Origin of the sequence: Microbacterium sp. PI-1 (genome assembly GCF_004337555.1) — a bacterium.
Taxonomy (GTDB): domain Bacteria; phylum Actinomycetota; class Actinomycetes; order Actinomycetales; family Microbacteriaceae; genus Microbacterium; species Microbacterium aurugineum.
The window spans coordinates 234,572-253,992 of the sequence record NZ_SJYZ01000001.1 but is presented as its reverse complement, the minus strand read 5'-3'; the positions used below and the strand labels follow the sequence as shown (position 1 = coordinate 253,992).

Here is a 19,421-nt window from a genome sequence, read left to right as displayed (position 1 = left end):
GTCTGAGCCTGAGTAGCGTTGTCTTCATCAGGTAAGAGAACCGTTCCAGGAGGAGCACAGGATGAGCAAGGCACAGACCGTTTCCACCACCGCCATCGACCCGACCGTGGCTGCGGGGGCGGCCCAGTTCCTCTCCCCCGTCGTTCTCGGCCTCCAGGCCCTGACCGTCAACGGCAAGCAGGCCCACTGGCATGTCCGCGGAGCGAACTTCGTCGGCGTCCACGAGCTGCTGGACACCATCGTCGCCCACGCCGGCGACTTCGCCGACACCGCCGCCGAGCGGATCGTGGCCCTGGGTCTTCCGATCGACGCCCGTGTGAGCGCCGTCGCCGACAAGGCGGGAGCCACCTCGGTTCCGGCGGGCTTCACACAGTCCGACGAGCTGATCCGTGCGGTCATCTCCGACATCGATGCGATCCTCGTCGATGTCAAGGCCGCCGTCGAAGGCCTCGACGAGGTCGACCTCACGAGCCAGGACGTCGCCATCGAGATCCAGCGCGGCCTCGAGAAGGACCGCTGGTTCCTTCTCTCGCACATCGCCGCCTGACCCGTCATCCGGAAGGGCCGGTCCTCCGTCATCGGAGGCCGGCCCTTTCGGCGTTCGACTTCGGACTATCCGAAGTGGGTGACGTTTCCCGCCAGCAGGGTCGCGCTGATCGGCATCCGCCGCAGCGTGTCGCCGCTCGCCGTGAGCGGATCCGCACCACACACGACGATGTCCGCCGGCTCGCCGGGGCGCAGCGCGGTTCGAACACTCGCATCGATGGCTTGCTCGACACCGAGCCGCTCCTCGGGGTGCCAGGGCGCGCGGTCGTCGTCCGTGCGGGAGACGGCCGCGGAGATCGCATGCCAGGGATCGAGAGCCGCTACCGGGGCGTCCGAGCCGAACCGCAGCTCCGCCCCGGCCGCGTGCAGCGAGGCGAGCGGATATCCGATCGCCGTCTGCTCAGCCCAATGCCGCTCCACCAGATCCCGGTCATCGACGGCATGCTGCGGCTGGAGGCTGGCGATCACTCCGAGGCGCGCGAACCGCGCCAGGTCCGCGTGACGGACCAACTGCACGTGTTCGATGGAACCGACAGCCCCGGTCGTGGTGAAGGCATCCAGGGCGTTGGTGATGGCACGATCGCCGATGGCGTGCACGGCGACAGCCAACCCCGCCCCCGTCGCACGTGTCAGCAGGGAGACCAGCTGCTCGGCCGGCACGGTCAGCATCCCGAAGTTGTCGGGATCACCGGGATAGGGGTGCGAGCACGCAGCTGTGCGCGTACCCAGCGAGCCGTCGGTGATCATCTTCAACGATCCGACATGCACGAGCCCACGCCCGCGTTCGGGGACGTTGACATCCTCACGGACGTCACCGGTACGGAGGCCCGCCTCGATGGCCCGATCGAGGTCGAAGGGATAGACGGCGAACTCGACGCGATGGGAGGCGAATCCGTTCCGAACTCGGCGAGGCCACGCCTCCGCGCCCCACGCCATGTCGAAGTCGACGAGTCCGGTGACGCCCCGAGAGGCCGCCTGCCGTCCCGCACGCTCCATCGCCTGATCGCCGTGCTCGGCCTCAACGGCGTTGAGGCGTCGGGAGATCTCGAACGCCTCCGTCTCCCGGAGCATCCCATCGGCACTCCGGAAGCCCTCCCGGGCCAAGGCCGCGCTGTTCAGCCACACGCTGTGGACGTCGGCATTGATGAGATATGTCGGCACCGCGCCGGTCTCGGCATCGAGGACTTCCTGCGTCGGCCGATCGGGCCACAGGGCATCACGGAAGCCGGTCCCCACACGGCGGCCGTCCGCCAGCGGTACGACATCGCGCATCGCCCGCGCCGCCTCGACAGCCGACCGGGCATGCCCGAGCGGTGCCCGCTCCGACGCCAACGCCCATTGAACGGTGTGGACGTGGTTGTCCCACAATCCCGGCAAGACCCATGCGCCTTCGACATCGATGACCGTTCCCCCCGCACGCAAGGCTCCGGTCGGTGCGATGTCGACGATGCGCCCGTCGGCGATGTGGATGTCGACCGGTTCATCGTCGATCAGGAACTCGCGCCCCGGACCCGCGATCCGCGCGGCTCGAACGGTGCTGATCGCGGTTCCACGTTCGGTCACTGCGCTCCTCCGGGGCGTGCGTCCTGCGCGCGCCGCATCTCCGCGGCCAGAGCCGGGTTCGAGTAGGGCCCCTCCGCGTCGAGCGCGGCGATCACCGTCTCGATGGTCTCCGGGGGCTTGTTCTGGCTGAGCTTCCGCTTCGCGACGACGCGTGTCGGCACGAGCCGGAAGCCCACCGTCCCCGCGGCGAGACGTTCCACGAAAGCAGCGTCGTTCGGCCGCTCCCACATCAGCCTCGGGTCCGCCATGCGTGACTCGAATCGAGCGACCAGGCGATCGAGCACCCTGAGATTCTCCTCGGCATCGAGGATCTCGGGAACGCCTGCGAGGTGGACGGCCGTGTAGTTCCACGTGGGAACCGCCGGCACATCGCCGTACCACCCCGGTGACACGTATCCGTGCGGCCCTTGGAAGACGACGAGCAGCTCACGCTCCCCCATGCCGTGGATGAGATCGTCCGGCCGTCCGACATGCCCGACGATCGTCAAGTCATCGCGCCCCTCGTCGAGGAGCACCGCATAGTGGGAAGCGACGAGTCCGCCCTCACCCGCGCTCATGATCGTGGCCCACGGATGGGCGTCGATCACACGGCGGATCTCGTCGACATCCGCCAGGGTGAAGCTGGGGTTCTGTCGCATGCCAATAGCCTAGAGCCGCGACATCGAGCCACTCGCCGCGTCAGCGTCGACGGCGCCCGACCACAGGGATCGCCTGCGTCTTCCACTCCTCCCACCCCGGAGTACCGGCCATGAAGGCATCGATCTGCGCGCGATCCGCGCGCAGCTTCGGATCGTTGTCGAGGTACTTCTTGGTCTCCCTCGCCACCAGGCCGGAGAGGAGCAGGAGACCGATCAGGTTGGGCAGCGCCATCAGGCCGTTCATCGCGTCCGAGAAGGCCCACACGACGCCGAGCTGCACGGTGCACCCGATGAACACGACGAGCGAGAAGATGATCCGGAAGGGCATGACGGCACGTCGGCCGATGAGTCGCTCGACGTTGCGCTCCCCGTAATAGGACCATCCCAGGATGGTCGAGCCGGCGAACATCACCAGCCCCAGCGTCACGATGATGTGTCCCCAGTCCCCGGGGAGTCCGTGGGAGAACGCCGCCCCGGTCATGAGAGCGGGACTCAGCTGCTCGCCCGTCTCAGGGTCGATCTCCTTCCACGTGCCGGTCGAGATGATGACCAGACCGGTGCACGTGACGACGATGATCGTGTCGATGAACGTCTGCGTCATCGACACGAGACCCTGCCGCACCGGGTGGCTGGTCTTCGCGGCCGCCGCGGCGATCGCCGCGGATCCCATTCCGGACTCGTTCGAGAAGATGCCGCGTGCGACACCGAACTGAACGGCGATGATGATCGCGGACCCCGCGAAACCGCCCACAGCGCTGGTGCCGGTGAACGCCTCGGAGAAGATCTGGGCGAACGCGGCAGGGATCGCCCCCACGTTCGCGATGAGGATGTAGAGGGCGCCGAGCACGTAGAAGATGATCATGATCGGCACCAGGCCTGCCGTCACACGCCCGATGGACTTGATACCGCCCACCAGGACCACCAGGGCGAACGCGGTGAGGACGATGCCCGTCACCCAGGTCGGCACGTCGAAACTCGCCTGGAGGTTCTGCGCGATCGAGTTGCCCTGCGTCATGTTGCCGATGCCGAAGCAGGCGATCACCGCGAACACGGCGAAGGAGAGCGCCAGGACCTTGCCGAAGGGACCCCGGATGCCGCGCTCGAGGTAGTACTGGGGCCCACCGGACTTCTCCCCCGCGTCGTCGGTCTTGCGGAAGCGCACGCCGAGGAACGCCTCGGAGTACTTCGACGCCATGCCGAGCAGCCCGGTGATCCACATCCAGAAGAGAGCGCCAGGACCGCCGATGCCGATCGCCGTCGCGACGCCGACGATGTTCCCCGTGCCGACTGTGGCGGCGAGGGCGGTCGTGAGGGCCTGGAACTGGGAGATGTCCCCATCGGCGCCGGGGTCGTTGCGCGTGAAGAGTCCGAGTCGCAGCGCCGAGCCGAGCCGGACGAACTGCAGGCCTCCCAATCGGATGGTGAGATACAGACCCGTGCCCAGCAGCAACGGGATGAGGAAGAACGGTCCCCAGATGAATCCGCTCACGGTCTCGAGAACTGTCTGGAGGTTGGTGAGATCCATGTCGGCTCCTGTCGGTGTCGGCGTATTCGACGCTGTCACCATATTCACAGGAAGCGGACCGGAGCGGACCCCCACCCGCGTGTCCGGGGAACCGACCTCACGCCTGGCAGCGCGGGCACCAGTAGAGCTTGCGCGCGCCGATCTCCTCGAGAGCGATCTCGGTACCGCAGATCCGGCAGGGAAGCCCCGCCCGGTGGTACACCCAGTGCCGATCGTCGCGGTTGGCCATCGCCGCCCGGTAGTCCTCGCCGGTGAGACCGTCCATGGTCATCATCTGCCCGGTCTCGACGCCGATGGCGAGCAGACGCACCCAGTCGTGCCAGAGCGCCCGGACGATCTCCTCCGGAACGTCTCGCCCCGGCGTGTGCGGATTCAACCGCTGACGATAGAGCATCTCGGCACGGTAGACGTTGCCGATACCGCTCACGACCGACTGGTCCATCAGCAGCAGCGCGATGACCGTCGACTTCTTCCGCACGGCACGAACGAAACGCTCCTCGTTCTCCACCGGATCGCCGACCAGCGGGTCGGGACCGAGCTTCGCGATCGTGGCGAGCATCTCCTCCGGCGACTGCAGCACGCAGGCGGTCGGTCCGCGCAGGTCCGCGGCGGTGATGTCCGTCATGAGGCGCAGACGCACCTGCCCGACGACCGGAGGCGGCCATTCCAGCCCCTCGTCCGCGAGCCCCTTGGTCTGCTCCGACATGCGCACGTGGACCCGCGTGCGACGAGGTGCTCCGATCGACGCCAGCGAGTTCTCCCCCGCGTCGTCCAGGATCGGTTCATCCAGGACGGTTCCCCGCTGGTTCGTCTGCCCCATCCGACCGTTCGCCGACGCGATGGTCGGGTCGACGAGGATCTCGCCCGCGAAGTCCCAGGCCCCGTAGAGACCGAGGTGCACCCGTAGCCAGATGTCCCCCTCCGCCTCCAGGAACATCTGCTTCCCGACGGCCTGCACGCTCACCGCCGCCCGCCCGTCGAGGACCGCGGCTCCTTCGGCGAATCGTCCCTGCGGGCTCGATGCACTCAGCGTCTTGCCGACGAAATTCCGATCGAACTGCCGCGCGATCCGGTGGACGGAATGCCCCTCGGGCATGTCAGGCCCGGGGATCCGGGAGAAGCGACCCGTCGCGCTCGAAGTCCGCGATCTGACCGATGCGACGGACATGGCGCTCGTCACCGGAGAACGGCGTCTCGATGAACCGGTCGATGAACGACGTGACCTCCTCGTAGGAGTGCTGCCGCGCACCGATCGAGATCACGTTGGCGTCGTTGTGCTCCCGAGCGAGCTCCGCGGTCGACAGATTCCACACGAGGGCCGCGCGGATTCCACCGACCTTGTTCGCAGCGATCTGCTCCCCGTTCCCGGAGCCGCCGAACACCACGCCGAGCGCATCGACACCCGCACGCTGATCGGCGACGACCGCCTGCGCGGCGCGGATGCAGAATGCGGGGTAGTCGTCGACGGCGTCGTACTCGGTCGGCCCGTGATCGACAACCTCATGGCCCGCAGCGCGCAGATGATCCTGGAGCTGGGTGGAGAAGTCGAGGCCCGCGTGGTCGGTGGCGATGTGGATGCGCATGGCTCCCATCCTAGAAGTGCCGGATCGCGATCGGGATGTCAGGGAACGAGGCCTGCGGCTGCCGGCTTGAAGCCCGCGCGCACGTTCTCGCAGCAGCCGGGACGGCACACGTCGAACGCTCCGGGAAGCGACGTCACGTGGGGTCGGTCCTCGTTGGGACGGCCCTGAAGACGCTCCTCGATCAGGTCGACGATGCCCGCGACGAAGGCAGGTGACACACCCGGGGTGGGAGTGCGGGTGAACGACAGACCCGCTTCCTCCGCGGCTTCGGCCGCCTCGGTGTCGAGGTCCCAGAGGACCTCCATGTGATCGCTCATGAAGCCGACGGGGACCACCGCGACGGCTTTGCGCCCGCGGCTCGGCAGCTCGGCGATGACGTCGCACACATCGGGCTCGAGCCACGGCTGCGAGGCGGGCCCGGACCGCGACTGGTACACGAGCTCCCACGACACGTCCTCCGCACCGGGTACGGTCCGGCGGACGCGGTCCATCACCCAGGCGGCCACGGCGAGGTGCTGCGCGGCGTAGGCGCCGCCCTCACCCCACTCGATGTCGCGGGCTCCGGAGCGTTCCGCGTCGGCCGTCGGGATGCTGTGGGTCGAGAACAGGATCTGGATGTCGGTGGCCGCGACACCCTCGGCGAGGAAACCCTCGACCGCATCGCGCACTCCGGTCTCGAAGGCCTCGACGAAGCCCGGGTGATCGTAGAAGGGACGGATCTTGTCGATCGTGACCGTCTCTCCCAGACCCGTCTCCTCCAGCACGCGGGCGAAGTCCTCGCGGTACTGGCGGCAGCTGGAGAAGGAGCTGTAGGCGCTCGTCGCGAAGGCGAGCAGGGAGTTGTGTCCGTTGACGGAGGCTTCGCTCACGACCTCCTCGAGATACGGAGCCCAGTTCCGGTTGCCCCAGTAGACCGGGAGATCGATGCCGCGCTCGACGAGGGCCTTCTGGAGGGCCTCCTTGAGCACGCGGTTCTGCCCGTTGATCGGGCTCACTCCACCGAAATGACGGTAGTGGTGCGCGACCTCTTCGAGCCGCTCGTCGGGGATTCCTCTTCCCCGGGTCACATTCCGCAGGAACGGGATCACGTCCTCCTGCCCCTCGGGGCCCCCGAACCCCGCGAGGAGGATCGCGTCATAGGCCACGGGCGTGGTCACGTACGGTGCACCACCGGCGGCACCGGGCGAGGCAAAGGGAACAGCATTCGGCTCGATCGCAGTCACGACTCCATCCTTTCACCTCCGCCGCGTAGGAGCGTCCACCTCGATGCGGGTGGACATTCGCCGCTCTGGCGTAGGCTGTCATGGTTGCCGTCGGCGCCAACTGCGCCAAGCCCCGGTGACATCCCCTCACCCCTGGGAGTACAGCTGTGCCTGGAGAGAACCTCACCCGTATCGAAGCGCAGGAGCGCCGCGATGTCATCGACACGCAGTCCTATGAAGTCGCCCTCGATCTGACAAAGGGCGCCGAGGTCTTCGGCTCTCGCAGTGTCGTGCGCTTCACCGCGACGCCCGAGAGCTTCACCTTCATCGATCTCATCGCCCGGGATGTGCGTGAGATCTCCCTCAACGGCGAGCAGCTCGACCCGAGCGAGGTCTTCGCCGACTCGCGCATCACGCTCACGGGGCTCCAGGCCGAGAACGTCCTCGTGGTCGATGCCGATTGCCTCTACACGAACACCGGGGAGGGCCTGCACCGCTTCGTCGATCCCGTCGATGGGGAGGTCTACCTCTACTCGCAGTTCGAGGTCCCCGATTCACGTCGTGTGTTCGCGGTCTTCGAGCAGCCCGACCTCAAGGCGACCTTCCAGTTCACCGTCACCGCTCCGGCGGCATGGAAGGTCATCTCCAACTCCCCCACGCCGGAAGCCATCGTGCACGACGACGACGTCACCGCGACCTGGGGCTTCGAGCCGACCCCTCGGATCTCGTCCTACATCACCGCCCTCGTCGCCGGGCCCTACGAGTCGACCTTCTCGGAGCTCACGAGTGCGTCCGGCCGCGTCATCCCGCTGGGCGTGTACGGCCGCAAGAGCCTGTGGCAGCATCTCGACGCCGACTACATCTTCGACAAGACCCGCGAGGGCTTCGCCTACTTCGAATCGAAGTTCGGCGTCCCGTACCCGTTCGCCAAGTACGACCAGCTGTTCGTGCCGGAGTTCAACGCCGGCGCGATGGAGAACGCGGGAGCGGTCACGTTCACCGAGACCTACGTGTTCCGCAGCAAGGTGACCGACGCCGTCAAGGAGCGCCGGGTCGTCACGATCCTCCACGAACTCGCGCACATGTGGTTCGGGGACCTCGTCACCATGAAGTGGTGGAACGACCTCTGGCTCAACGAGTCCTTCGCCGAATGGGCCTCGACCATCGCGACGGCCGAGGCCACCGAGTGGACCGAGGCATGGACGACTTTCAACGCCATGGAGAAGACCTGGGCGTACCGCCAGGACCAGCTTCCTTCGACGCACCCGATCGTCGCCGAGATCAACGACCTGGAAGACGTGCAGGTCAACTTCGACGGCATCACCTACGCCAAGGGCGGCTCCGTCCTCAAGCAGCTCGCCGCCTGGGTGGGCATCGAGGCCTTCTTCGCCGGAGTATCCCAGTACTTCCAGAAGCACTCCTGGGGCAACACCGAGCTGAGCGACCTGCTGTCGGAGCTCGAAGCCACGAGCGGGCGCGACCTGAGCACGTGGTCGAAGAAGTGGCTCGAGACCGCCGGCGTCAACACGCTCGAGCCGGTCATCGCCGAGGGTGACGACGGCACGATCTCGCGCTTCGCCATCACCCAGACGGCGCCCGCGGACTACCCGACGATCCGTCCTCACCGCCTCGGTATCGGCTTCTACACGCTGACCGACGGCTCGCTCACCCGCACGCATCACCTCGAGGTCGATGTCGACGGCGACCGCACCGAAGTGCCCGAGCTGCACGGCCTCGCCCGACCGGACCTCGTCCTCCTGAACGACAACGACCTCGCCTACGCGAAGATCCGTCTCGACGAGAAGTCGCTCGCGACGGCGATTGCTCACCTGGCCGACATCCACGACCCCCTCGCACGTTCGCTCGTGTGGGGTGCCGCCTGGGACCAGACCCGCGACGCCGAGACCGGCGCATCGGAGTACATCGACCTCGTGCTCGGCAACATCGGCCGCGAGACCGAGTCGACGACCGTGCGCACCACGCTCGCTCAGCTCCGCTCCGCCGCGACGCTGTACGTCGCGCCCGCTGATCGCGAGGCTGCCCGCCTCAAGGTCGCCGACGGCCTGTGGAGCCTCGCAGAGGCAGCGGAGCCCGGCAGCGACAGCCAGCTGCAGTTCGTCACCGCGTTCGCGAACGCCCTGGTCACCCCGGAGCACGCAGGCATCGTCGGACGACTGCGATCCGGAGAGGACACCCTGCCCGGATTGGAGGTCGACGCGGACCTGAACTGGCAGCTCCTCGTCGGCCTCGCCACGATCGGTGCCACGGATGCCGCGACGATCGATGCCGCCCTCGCTTCGGACAACACGGCCAAGGGCGGAGAGTTCGCCGCGCAGGCACGCGCTTCCCTTCCCGACTCGGCGTCCAAGAAGGCGGCGTGGGCATCGCTGATCGAGCGTGACGACGCTCCGAACACGATCGTCCGCTCTGCGGCGCTCGGGTTCACGCATCCGGCAGGTACGGCGGTGCTCGCCGAGTTCGTCCCCGCGTACTTCGACATGCTGCTTCCGGTGTGGGAGTCGCGCAGCTATCAGATCGCGCAGTACCTGATCGTCGGACTCTTCCCGACGGCGCTGGCCGACATCGCGCTGCGCGACGCGACCCGCGCCTGGGTCTCCGCCCACCAGGACGCGGCGCCGGCGCTGCGCCGACTCGTGCTCGAGAACCTGGCGGATGTGGAGCGCGCGCTGGCCGCGCAGGCGCGCGACGCCGAGGACTGATCCCCGACGCATCCGAAACGGAGACCATCTGTCCCGCACTCGGCGTGTTCCTCACCGACACGGCGACAGGGGGACGGATGGTCTCCATTTTCGTCTGGCGCCCGCACCCAGCCCGCGCAGAGACCCGATCGCTAGGATCGTGACTGATGATCCTCCCCTTCGCCGACACCGACTCACCCGCGGAGACGCCCCTCCCCGATGGGGTGGAAGCGTTGCTCGCCTGGCTGACGCAGGTCGGCAAGAACGCGCTCACCGTCGCGCTCATCATCGGCAGCTGCATCGTGATCGGCCTGGTACTCCGTCTCATCATCCGACGGGTCGTGCGTCGCATCGTCGACAGCGCCAAGAACAAGGCCTCGGTCGATGACACGCAAGCACTCGAGCGCTCGCCGCTCGCAGACATGCGACTGGTGCAGCGCACCAGGACACTCGGCACGATCCTGCAGAACATCGTCAACGTGATGCTGGTCGTCATCGCGATCGTGCTCATCGTCAATGCACTGAACTCGTCGCTCCTCGGCTCGCTGACGCTCCTCACGGCCGCCGTCGGTGCCGGATTGGGCTTCGGCGCCCAGAACATCGTGAAAGACGTGCTCAACGGCATGTTCATCGTGGCCGAAGACCAGATCGGCATCGGTGACGTGGTCGACCTCGGCCTGGCGAGCGGGGTCGTGGAGTACGTCAGCGTGCGCATCACCCAGGTGCGCGACGTCAACGGCACCCTCTGGTACGTGCGAAACGGAGAGGTCACCCGCATCGGGAACATGTCCCAGGGCTGGGCGCGATCGATCATCGACATCGGTGTTCCTGCAGACTCCGACCTCGACCTGGTCGAACACACCATGCTGGAGACGGCACAGGGGCTCGCGAAAGACCCGAAGTGGCGCACCCGCATCATCGACAAGCCGGAGCTGTGGGGCCTCGAATCCATCGACGGCGACGCGCTCGTCGTCCGCATCGTGATCAAGGCCCGAGCCAACGCGAAGGACGATGTGGCGCAAGAACTGCGCCGCCGCCTGCGCGCGGCCCTCCTCGAGAAGGAGATCAGCGTCCCGCGGATGGCAGATGTCGTCCCCACCGGCCTCGACGGCGCACGCCGCGTGCGAGGCGCGAACCCGCCCAGGACGCGCCCGAACGCCGTCACCGGCGTTCCCGTCATCCCCGATCGCGGGATCTGGCGGCGCAAGAAGCCCACCGACGACGGGAGTACCCAGAAGTGACGTTCTACGACGAGGTCGGCGGTCACGAGACCTTCCGCAGGATCGTCTCCGTGTTCTACCGCGAGGTCGCACTCGATCCCGTGCTGAAGCCGATGTACCCCGAGGAGGATCTGGGGCCCGCAGAGGATCGGCTCCGCCTCTTCCTCGAGCAGTACTGGGGCGGACCGACGACCTATGGGGAGACCCGCGGGCATCCCCGGCTCCGGATGCGCCACATGCCGTTCCACATCGACCCGGACGCCCGGGATCGTTGGCTTCGTCATATGAGGACCGCCGTCGACGAGGCGCAGTTGTCCCCCCTGCACGAATCGACGTTGTGGGACTACCTGGAGCGCGCCGCCTATGCCATGGTGAACACATTCGAGCCGTCGGGCATCGGCGCCGCAGCTGGCGACCGTCCCACGCTCGAGACCCGCTCACGTCAGGAATCAACGGAGAACTCATGACGACAACGCCCCTGTCCACGGATGTCCTGGTGATCGGATGGGGGTTGTCCGGCCTCGTCGCCGCCGCAGAGGCGCTGGATGCGGGGCGGCGTGTCATCCTGATCGATCAGGAGCCGCGCACCAATCTGGGCGGTCAGGCCTGGTGGTCTTTCGGCGGCCTGTTCTTCATCGACTCCCCCGAGCAGAGGCGTCTCGGTATCAAGGACTCGCTCGAGCTCGCGACGCAGGACTGGTTCGGCAATGCCGCCTTCGACCGCCCGGAGGATGAATGGCCACGGCGCTGGGCCGAGGCATACCTGCAGTTCGCGGCCGGTGAGAAGCGCTCCTGGCTGCGTGAACGCGGCGTCGGCTTCTTCCCGGTGGTGGGGTGGGCGGAACGAGGCGGATACGGCGCGATCGGCCCGGGCAACTCCGTGCCACGGTTCCACATCACGTGGGGAACCGGACCCGGGATCGTGGCACCGTTCGCCGCTGCCGTGGAGCAGGGCGAACGTGAGGGGCGCCTGACCGTGCTTCCTCGACACCGCGTGTCGGAACTGATCGTGACGGACGGCACGGTGACGGGTGCGCGCGGCAGCATCCTCGCATCGAGCGGTGCGGAGCGGGGTGAGCCGACCACCCGCGAGGTCATCAGGGAGTTCGAGATCTCAGCGGGTGCCACGATCGTCTCCTCGGGCGGCATCGGTGGCAACCACGACCTCGTCCGCGCCGCGTGGCCGTCGAGGCTCGGCGCGCCGCCCGCGCACATGCTCTCCGGCGTGCCGGCCTACGTCGATGGATCGATGCACGGCGTGAGCGAAGCGGCGGGCGCGCGGCTGATCAACGGTGACCGGATGTGGCACTACGTCGAAGGCATCACGAACTGGGACCCGGTGTGGCCCTCTCACGGCATCCGCATCCTCCCGGGGCCCTCGTCGCTCTGGTTGGATGCCACCGGACGACGTCTGCCGGTTCCGCTGTACCCGGGTTTCGACACCTTGGGCACCCTCGAGCATCTGCGCTCGACAGGGCACGACCACTCCTGGTTCGTCACGTCGCGGCAGATCGTCGAGAAGGAGTTCGCGCTGTCCGGGAGCGAGCAGAACCCCGACCTGACAGGCAAGGATGTCGGGCTGCTGCTCCGTTCACGGCTCGCGAAGGGTCCGACAGGTCCCGTGCAGTCGTTCCTCGACGAGGGCGAGGACTTCATCGTCGAGAACGATCTCGAATCACTCCTGGAGCAGATGCAGCGCCATCCCGGCGGAGAGCTGCTCGACATCGACGCCGTGCGCAAGGAGGTGGTCGCCCGGGATCGTGAGGTGGAGAACGACTTCACCAAGGACGCACAGATCGCGATGCTGCGGTCCATGCGGAACTATCGCGGCGACGAGCTCATCCGCACCGCCGCACCTCATCGACTGCAGGAGCGCAGCGCCGGCCCGCTCATCGCGGTGAAACTGCACGTCCTCACGCGGAAGTCGCTCGGCGGCATCAACACCGATCTCGATGGTCGCGCATTGAACGCTCAGGGCGCACCGATCCCCGGGTTGTTCGCCGCAGGCGAGGCGAGTGGCTTCGGCGGAGGCGGGGTCCATGGCTATCGTGCACTCGAAGGCACGTTCCTGGGCGGCTGTCTCTTCAGCGGTCGTGCAGCCGGACGTGCGGCCGCAGCCGGGAGCTGATCCTCGGGTCTGCCGCGCGTGTCGCCGACGACGTCTCAGCCTGCGGAGCCCGTGTCGCGGACGCCCGTGAGTCCGGAGGCGATCGGCCCTCGCACCAGGACATGACCGCGGCGGAAGGACAGTCGAGTCCACCGACCGGACCGGGTGACGGGCACCTGTTCGTCCCCGGAGATGAAACCCATGGCGTCGGCGGCGAAGGCGATGCCACGCGGCAGTCCGCCGAGGTCCTCATCCGGTTCACCCCAGATCGCTGCACGAAGCGCCCGGACGGCCTCCTCGCCCGATCCTGCACCCGCGCCCCGAGCCACCGCGGAGATCCCCCACTGCGCGCGCTGCGCAATCGTCGAGGCCGGGAGCGCGGAGGCCTGCTCCCATCCGGAGCGGGGCGGTGCGACGCCGGCCCACGCAGGCGATAGTCCCGTGTCCGGGAACGCGAGCTGGGCCTGCTCGTCCGTCGTGGTGAGCTGATCCACGACGACATCGCAGCGGAGTTCAGGGTCAGCATGCACGATACGCATGGCGAGGATCGTCGGAGTCTGGTCGAAGAGACCGTGCGGCGCCAGCGCCGCGGTGGTCAGAGCGAGGACGCCGTTCGCTGCCTGCAGCCGCACCCCGTCGTCCGTGATCCGGGTCGCTCGACCGACGAAAGTGAGTACATCCTTCGCGGTGTCCGGGTCGGCGAGGAGGAGGTGATGCGGCACGCGTTCTAAACTACCAACGGAGCGGCGTGTGCGGTCGCGGGGAAGGAACATATGAGCGCGGAGGACCATGCCGTCCGGACCGTCGAGCGGCTGCGTGAGATCCTCGATCTCGATGCGACGCAGGCACGGACCACGGAGGACATCTTCACGGGTTCGTCGCATCCCATGCCGAGCGGACGCATCTACGGCGGTCAAGTCCTCGCGCAAGCGCTCCTCGCCGCCGAACGCACACTTCCCGAAGACCGGGCTGTGCACTCGATGCACGGCTATTTCCTGCGCCCCGGCGACGCGAGTCAGGGAATCACGATCGCCGTCGATCGGATCCACGACGGCCGTTCCTTCTCGACCCGGAGGGCGCAGGCCTATCAGAACGGTGTGCCGATCTTCTCGATGATCGCGTCGTTCCAAGACGGTGATCCCGGTGTGGAGCACGCCCAGCCGATGCCGGAGGGCATCCCTTCCCCGGAGGAGCTCACGCCGGACGAGGAGCGCGTTCACGGCCTTCCCGAGGGCACCACGCGCATGTTGAGCGAACGCGCTGCCGACATCCGGCACGTCGACTCTCCGCTGTATCTGCCGAGTGACGACCAGCGTGTCGCGCGCCAGGCGGTGTGGATGCGTCTGCGTGCACCACTCCCCGACGATCAGCGCCTGCACCGTGCCGCGCTCGCCTACCTCAGCGACATGACGATCCAGGAGTCGATCCTCCGCGCGCACGGCGTGTACTGGGCGTTGCCCGGGTTGAAGGTCGCGAGCCTGGACCACGCGATGTGGTGGCACCGTCCCGCTCGCGTGGATGAGTGGCTGCTGTATGTCCAGGAGTCCCCGAACGCCCGCGGTGGCCGCGGGCTCGCCACCGGACGGATCTACACACGCGATGGTTCTCTTGCGGCGAGCGTCGCGCAGGAGATCATGATTCGCGTCCCTGAAGACGCCTCCTGACGCCGCGCCGGTCTCGCGCTGTTCCGCAGCCTCAGCGGTGGGAGTACTCGATAGATGCACCCACGTAGGGCTCCCAGGCGTCACGCATCTCCGGGGTGAGCCGGGTCGGGCGCCCGGTCTGCGCATCGACGAGCACGATGATCGCGGTCGACCGCGCGTAGATCTGTCGGGGCGCGGCAGTGGGGTCGTTGTGGACTTCGTAGCAGACTTCGACGCTGGAGCCGCCGAGCTTGCCGAACCACATCTGGACTTCGAGAGGCCGGCGTTGATAGGGCACCGGTGCGAGATACTCGATCTCCTGGCGGGCGATGAGGGTCAGGATGCCCTCGTCGATGCCGGAATCGAGCACCGCCGTGGAGGGCGCCTCTTCGCCGGGACCCGCCCGCCAGAATGCCCGCACGCGAGCCTCCTCGAGCAGTTTCAGCATCGAGGTGTTGTTCACGTGGTTGAAGGCGTCCAGATCTCCCCAGCGAAGGTGGATCGGGATGTGCAGGCGGGTCCCCGGCGACGTAGACATCGCGGTCTCAGTCGCGCGTCAGCTTGCGGTGCGTCGACCGGTGCGGCTTCGCGGCGTCCGGTCCGAGGCGCTCGATCTTGTTCTCCTCATAGGCCTCGAAGTTGCCCTCGAACCAGTACCACTGGTCGGGCTTCTCGTCGGTGCCCTCGTACGCCAGGATGTGCGTCGCGATGCGGTCGAGGAACCACCGGTCGTGAGTGATCACCACGGCGCATCCGGGGAACTCGAGCAGAGCGTTCTCGAGCGAGCTCAGCGTCTCGACGTCGAGGTCGTTGGTCGGCTCGTCGAGCAGCAGCAGGTTGCCACCCTCCTTGAGCGTCAGAGCGAGGTTCAGACGGTTGCGCTCACCGCCGGAGAGAACGCCGGCCTTCTTCTGCTGATCGGGCCCCTTGAAGCCGAACTTCGAGACGTAGGCACGCGAAGGGATCTCCGTCTTGCCGACGGTGATGAAGTCCAGGCCGTCGGAAACGACCTCCCACAGCGTCTTGTTCGGATCGATGTTGGCGCGAGACTGGTCGACGTAGCTGATCTTGACCGTCTCACCGATCTTCAGGTCACCACCGTCGAGCGGCTCGAGTCCCACGATCGTCTTGAAGAGCGTGGTCTTTCCCACACCGTTCGGTCCGATCACGCCGACGATGCCGTTCGGCGGAAGGCTGAAGCTCAGCCCGTCGATGAGTGAACGCCCGTCGAATCCCTTCTTGAGGTTCTTCGCCTCGATGACGACCGTGCCGAGACGCGGACCCGCCGGGATCTGGATCTCCTCGAAGTCGAGCTTTCTGGTGCGCTCCGCCTCCGAGGCCATCTCCTCGTAGCGAGCCAGGCGAGCCTTCGACTTGGTCTGACGGCCCTTGGCGCTGGACCGCACCCACTCCAGCTCCTCCTTGAGGCGCTTGGCGAGCTTCGCGTCCTTCTTGCCCTGGATCTCGAGGCGCTCGCCCTTCTTCTCCAGGTAAGTCGAGTAGTTTCCCTCGTAGCCGATGAGACGACCGCGGTCGACCTCGGCGATCCACTCGGCGACGTGGTCCAGGAAGTACCGGTCGTGGGTGATCGCGATCACCGCGCCCTTGTACGCCTGCAGGTGCTGCTCGAGCCAGAGCACGCTCTCGGCATCGAGGTGGTTCGTGGGCTCGTCGAGGAGCAGGAGGTCGGGCTTCTGCAGGAGCAGCTTCGCCAGCGCGACACGGCGCTTCTCACCACCGGAGAGCGGGGCGATCGCGGCGTCGGCGGGAGGAGTGCGCAGCGCATCCATAGCCTGATCGAGCTGGGAGTCGAGGTCCCACCCGTCGGCGGCATCGATCTCTTCCTGCAAGGTGCCCATCTCGGCGAGGAGGGCATCGAAGTCGGCGTCGGGCTCGGCCATCAGCGCGGAGATCTCGTTGAACCGGTCAAGCTTCGCCTTGATGGCGATCCCGTCCTGGATGTTCTCGATCACCGTCTTCGACTCGTCGAGTTCCGGCTCCTGCATCAGAATGCCCACCGAATAACCCGGGGAGAGCTTCGCCTCACCGTTCGAGGGGGTGTCGAGACCGGCCATGATCTTGAGGATCGTGGACTTTCCGGCGCCGTTCGGACCCACCATGCCGATCTTTGCTCCGGGCAGGAACGCCATGGTCACGTCGTCGAGGATGAGCTTCTCGCCCACCGCCTTGCGCGCACGCACCATCGAGTAGATGTACTCAGCCACCGAAAACCGCTCCTTCTGTTGGCGTCGAAGATCGACACCCCAGCCTACCGGCCCCTCGGCCCGTCACCAGTCGATCGGGCGCGTGGTGCCTACGAGACACCGCCCCTCGGCGAGTTGCGGCATCACGGTCGCGACGACCTGACCCGTGGACGGTCCGACCTGTCCGACCAGGCAGGCTTCATCACCCCACCGCACGGAGAACTGAAGGCTCTCCGCCGGATTGCCTACCGTCGTCTGGTCCTGAGTCACCTGCATGGCGTCGCGATCGAAGCCGGCCTCGACCAGGGCATCCACGTATGCGCGGCCGGAACCACGCTGATCGGTCGCCCATACGCGCTCAGCGACCGCCGTGAAGACAGGAAGGTTCTCTTCTGCCGTGCCATCGGGAACCAGTGCCGGTTCGGGAACGGGCGTGGGGCCCGCCGACACCTGAGCCGTCGGAGAGGCGGAAGGCTCAGGTGTCGGCGCGCAACCGGCGAACAGGAGGACGGCAGCGACCGAAGCCACCACGCCGGCCGTGCGCGCCGGGGAGAAGACCGTTCGACGAATCACGTGCCGAGTCTACGGCTCCTGTCGAAGCGCCTCGGTACGTCACGGAGATCCCGCGTCGCCGTGGGAATCGCGTGCGAGCTCACCGCACCGCTTCCATCGTGGCGCTCGACTCCGTCCAGGAGAGACCGAGCGGAGTCGTCTCCTCGCCGCGGACGGACTCGTCGTCTCGAAGGTCTTCGGCCGGCGACATGGACCGGTCGCTGTGGACAGCGTGCAGGCCCGGCTCCGCAGTCGGGCGGGCGCGCGGTCGATACGCCGTCGTCCCCCAACGCAGATCGTGTCCGATCGCATCGGCCTCGATATCGACACTCGTGCCATGCTTGCCGTTGCTCTCCCACTCGCGGATCTTCAATCGTCCGGTGACGATCACGCTGTCACCGGTGCGCAGTGAGGCCCTCACGTTCTCACCGAGCTGCCGGAACGCCGCGACGGAGAACCAGTTCGTCCCGGAATCCGTCCACTCCTGCGTCGCCGGGTCCAACCGCCGGTGGGTGCTCGCGAGACGGAAGTTCGTCACGGGTATACCGCCGCCCGTCTGCCCCTGCGTCGGATCTGTGGCGACTCTTCCCACGATGGTCAGCGTGTCGATCATGTCCTGTCCTTCCGGTGACCGGACGCGTGTCGTCCGGGTCTCCAGCCTGCATCCGCGACCACGACTCGATAGCTCGGAATCACGCGAAACGTGCACCGATCGCGTCCCGGGCCTGTCAGTGCAGAAAGGGCCGATCAGGCCGCGTGTCGGAGCGGAGACCGAATGTCGGAGGTCGGTCATATCTTCGAAGGAGCGAAAGGAGTTCCGATGTCCGACAACCTGATCACTGCCCTCCCCGACGTTCCGTACGCAACGCCTCGGCTCTCTTCCAGCCGTGAGCACCTCGTGCGTGCCGCAGATCACCTCTGGCGCGTGCAGGATCGGAGGGAGCACGTCCTCGGGCATCTCAGGCTCACGGCCGATCCGCTCGGGCTCCGGTATCGCGCCGAGCGCCTGCACCTGGCCACGGGCTCTTTTCGCGTCGTCGGCGAGTTCTGGAACGTGGACGACGCCGTTGCTGCGCTGCGCCACTCGTGAGACACGGACCACACCTGCCGACAGCTCAGGCTGACGCAGTCGAAGTGCCCCCGGCAGGATTCGAACCTGCGACCAAGAGATTAGAAGGCTCCTGCTCTATCCCCTGAGCTACGGAGGCGCACGCGTATAGAGTATCGCGGTCGTGCGGCCTTGCACGAAGCCCGCCACGTCAGCGATGTCGGGCCCGTCGATAGGATGGCCGCATGGTAACTGCGTCCGAGAACGACCGTCTCGTATGGATCGACTGCGAGATGACGGGACTCGATCTGGCGGTCGATGAGCTCGTCGAGATAGCCGTCGTCATCACCGACTTCGAGCTCAACCCTGTCGATCCCGGCTTCCAGGTGGTGATTCGCCCCAGCGCGGACGCTCTCGCGCACATGAACGACTTCGTCACGAAGATGCACGAGACCTCGGGCCTGATCAATGAGATCGCCGGCGGTGTCTCCGTGGAGGAGGCCGAATCGCAGACCCTCGCCTACATCAAGCGCTTCGTGCCGCTGGAGCGCAAAGCGCCGCTCGCCGGCAACACGATCGGGACAGACCGGATGTTCCTCGCCAAGTACATGCCACAGGTCGACCAGTGGTTGCACTACCGGAACGTCGACGTGTCCAGCGTCAAAGAGCTCTCGCGACGCTGGTACCCGCGTGTGTTCTTCCAAGCGCCGACGAAAGACGGCGGGCACCGTGCGCTCGCTGACATCCTGGAGTCGATCCGAGAGCTCCGTTACTACCGCGAAGCGGTCTTCGTCGATGAGCCGGGGCCGTCCAGCGACGAAGCACGAGAGATCTCGACCCGCACGGTGTCAGAGTTCACTCCGAACATGTAATAGACTCGTATGGTTGCCC

At 66.9% G+C, this 19,421-nt stretch carries 19 protein-coding genes and 1 tRNA gene; 8 read left to right on the top strand and 12 right to left on the bottom strand.

The genetic code is table 11. From position 1 onward, the window contains the following. Positions 1 to 61 precede the first annotated feature (61 nt). Positions 62 to 547 (top strand): DNA starvation/stationary phase protection protein, encoded by a 486-nt coding sequence (locus tag E0W80_RS01190; protein WP_047519653.1) that lies wholly within the window; start codon positions 62 to 64, stop codon positions 545 to 547. Between the two features lie 65 nt (positions 548 to 612). Here E0W80_RS01190 and E0W80_RS01185 read toward each other — a convergent pair whose 3' ends face one another. The 6 genes from E0W80_RS01185 to E0W80_RS01160 all read right to left on the bottom strand — a co-directional run bounded on the left by E0W80_RS01185 (position 613) and on the right by E0W80_RS01160 (position 7,078). Further along, the gene (locus E0W80_RS01185; RefSeq protein ID WP_131490991.1) at positions 613 to 2,109 is read right to left on the bottom strand and encodes an amidohydrolase family protein; all 1,497 of its coding nucleotides are present in this window, start codon (positions 2,107 to 2,109) and stop codon (positions 613 to 615) included. Continuing rightward, on the bottom strand, positions 2,106 to 2,747 hold the full coding sequence (locus tag E0W80_RS01180) for an FMN-binding negative transcriptional regulator (RefSeq protein ID WP_131490990.1): 642 nt from the start codon (positions 2,745 to 2,747) through the stop codon (positions 2,106 to 2,108). Before E0W80_RS01180 ends, E0W80_RS01185 begins: the two co-directional genes overlap by 4 nt. Before the next feature lie 40 nt (positions 2,748 to 2,787). After that, a complete protein-coding gene (locus E0W80_RS01175) occupies positions 2,788 to 4,272 on the bottom strand; it encodes a sodium:alanine symporter family protein (RefSeq protein ID WP_047519659.1) in 1,485 nt (494 codons plus the stop codon). A 97-nt stretch (positions 4,273 to 4,369) separates the two neighbouring features. Beyond that, on the bottom strand, positions 4,370 to 5,368 hold the full coding sequence (locus tag E0W80_RS01170) for a DNA-formamidopyrimidine glycosylase family protein (RefSeq protein WP_131490989.1): 999 nt from the start codon (positions 5,366 to 5,368) through the stop codon (positions 4,370 to 4,372). 1 nt (position 5,369) lies between these two features. Further along, positions 5,370 to 5,855 carry a ribose-5-phosphate isomerase gene (locus tag E0W80_RS01165; protein ID WP_131490988.1) on the bottom strand — a complete coding sequence of 162 codons (486 nt, stop codon included), beginning with the start codon at positions 5,853 to 5,855 and terminating at the stop codon, positions 5,370 to 5,372. Positions 5,856 to 5,893: 38 nt separating this feature from the next. Next, positions 5,894 to 7,078 carry a ferrochelatase gene (locus E0W80_RS01160; protein ID WP_131490987.1) on the bottom strand — a complete coding sequence of 395 codons (1,185 nt, stop codon included), beginning with the start codon at positions 7,076 to 7,078 and terminating at the stop codon, positions 5,894 to 5,896. Positions 7,079 to 7,224: 146 nt separating this feature from the next. Here E0W80_RS01160 and pepN point away from each other — a divergent pair, with 146 nt between their 5' ends. The 4 genes from pepN (at position 7,225) to E0W80_RS01140 (ending at position 13,104) form a co-directional block, all read left to right on the top strand. Then, positions 7,225 to 9,777: an aminopeptidase N gene (pepN, locus tag E0W80_RS01155; RefSeq protein WP_131490986.1), complete on the top strand. Its 2,553-nt coding sequence runs from the start codon at positions 7,225 to 7,227 to the stop codon at positions 9,775 to 9,777. Positions 9,778 to 9,923: 146 nt separating this feature from the next. After that, positions 9,924 to 10,997, top strand: coding sequence for a mechanosensitive ion channel domain-containing protein (locus tag E0W80_RS01150; RefSeq protein ID WP_131490985.1), 1,074 nt, complete (start codon positions 9,924 to 9,926; stop codon positions 10,995 to 10,997). Beyond that, positions 10,952 to 11,443, top strand: coding sequence for a globin (locus tag E0W80_RS01145; RefSeq protein WP_227992075.1), 492 nt, complete (start codon positions 10,952 to 10,954; stop codon positions 11,441 to 11,443). The genes E0W80_RS01150 and E0W80_RS01145 overlap by 46 nt, the downstream gene beginning before the upstream one ends. After that, positions 11,440 to 13,104, top strand: coding sequence for an FAD-binding dehydrogenase (locus E0W80_RS01140; RefSeq protein ID WP_131490983.1), 1,665 nt, complete (start codon positions 11,440 to 11,442; stop codon positions 13,102 to 13,104). Before E0W80_RS01145 ends, E0W80_RS01140 begins: the two co-directional genes overlap by 4 nt. A gap of 35 nt (positions 13,105 to 13,139) precedes the next feature. On the opposite strand, the gene E0W80_RS01135 is transcribed toward E0W80_RS01140, so the two are convergent. Beyond that, positions 13,140 to 13,805 carry a hypothetical protein gene (locus E0W80_RS01135; RefSeq protein WP_131490982.1) on the bottom strand — a complete coding sequence of 222 codons (666 nt, stop codon included), beginning with the start codon at positions 13,803 to 13,805 and terminating at the stop codon, positions 13,140 to 13,142. A gap of 51 nt (positions 13,806 to 13,856) precedes the next feature. Here E0W80_RS01135 and E0W80_RS01130 point away from each other — a divergent pair, with 51 nt between their 5' ends. Continuing rightward, positions 13,857 to 14,747, top strand: a complete 891-nt coding sequence (locus E0W80_RS01130; RefSeq protein ID WP_131490981.1) for an acyl-CoA thioesterase II — start codon at positions 13,857 to 13,859, stop codon at positions 14,745 to 14,747. Positions 14,748 to 14,778: 31 nt separating this feature from the next. Here E0W80_RS01130 and E0W80_RS01125 read toward each other — a convergent pair whose 3' ends face one another. The 4 genes from E0W80_RS01125 to E0W80_RS01110 all read right to left on the bottom strand — a co-directional run bounded on the left by E0W80_RS01125 (position 14,779) and on the right by E0W80_RS01110 (position 18,095). Next, a complete protein-coding gene (locus tag E0W80_RS01125) occupies positions 14,779 to 15,264 on the bottom strand; it encodes a thioesterase family protein (protein WP_131490980.1) in 486 nt (161 codons plus the stop codon). Positions 15,265 to 15,271: 7 nt separating this feature from the next. Continuing rightward, positions 15,272 to 16,951: an energy-dependent translational throttle protein EttA gene (gene ettA / locus E0W80_RS01120; RefSeq protein ID WP_047523319.1), complete on the bottom strand. Its 1,680-nt coding sequence runs from the start codon at positions 16,949 to 16,951 to the stop codon at positions 15,272 to 15,274. A gap of 63 nt (positions 16,952 to 17,014) precedes the next feature. After that, positions 17,015 to 17,503 carry a hypothetical protein gene (locus tag E0W80_RS19285; protein WP_194239225.1) on the bottom strand — a complete coding sequence of 163 codons (489 nt, stop codon included), beginning with the start codon at positions 17,501 to 17,503 and terminating at the stop codon, positions 17,015 to 17,017. A gap of 79 nt (positions 17,504 to 17,582) precedes the next feature. Further along, the gene (locus tag E0W80_RS01110) at positions 17,583 to 18,095 is read right to left on the bottom strand and encodes a single-stranded DNA-binding protein (protein ID WP_131490979.1); all 513 of its coding nucleotides are present in this window, start codon (positions 18,093 to 18,095) and stop codon (positions 17,583 to 17,585) included. A 207-nt stretch (positions 18,096 to 18,302) separates the two neighbouring features. Between E0W80_RS01110 and E0W80_RS01105 the strand changes: the two genes are divergently transcribed. Continuing rightward, entirely contained in the window at positions 18,303 to 18,572 is a 270-nt protein-coding gene (locus E0W80_RS01105) for a hypothetical protein (RefSeq protein WP_131490978.1), read from the top strand. A 45-nt stretch (positions 18,573 to 18,617) separates the two neighbouring features. Here E0W80_RS01105 and E0W80_RS01100 read toward each other — a convergent pair. Then, positions 18,618 to 18,690, bottom strand: a tRNA-Arg gene (locus E0W80_RS01100). An 85-nt stretch (positions 18,691 to 18,775) separates the two neighbouring features. Here E0W80_RS01100 and orn point away from each other — a divergent pair. Continuing rightward, positions 18,776 to 19,402 carry an oligoribonuclease gene (gene orn / locus E0W80_RS01095; protein WP_131490977.1) on the top strand — a complete coding sequence of 209 codons (627 nt, stop codon included), beginning with the start codon at positions 18,776 to 18,778 and terminating at the stop codon, positions 19,400 to 19,402. Positions 19,403 to 19,421 lie beyond the last annotated feature (19 nt).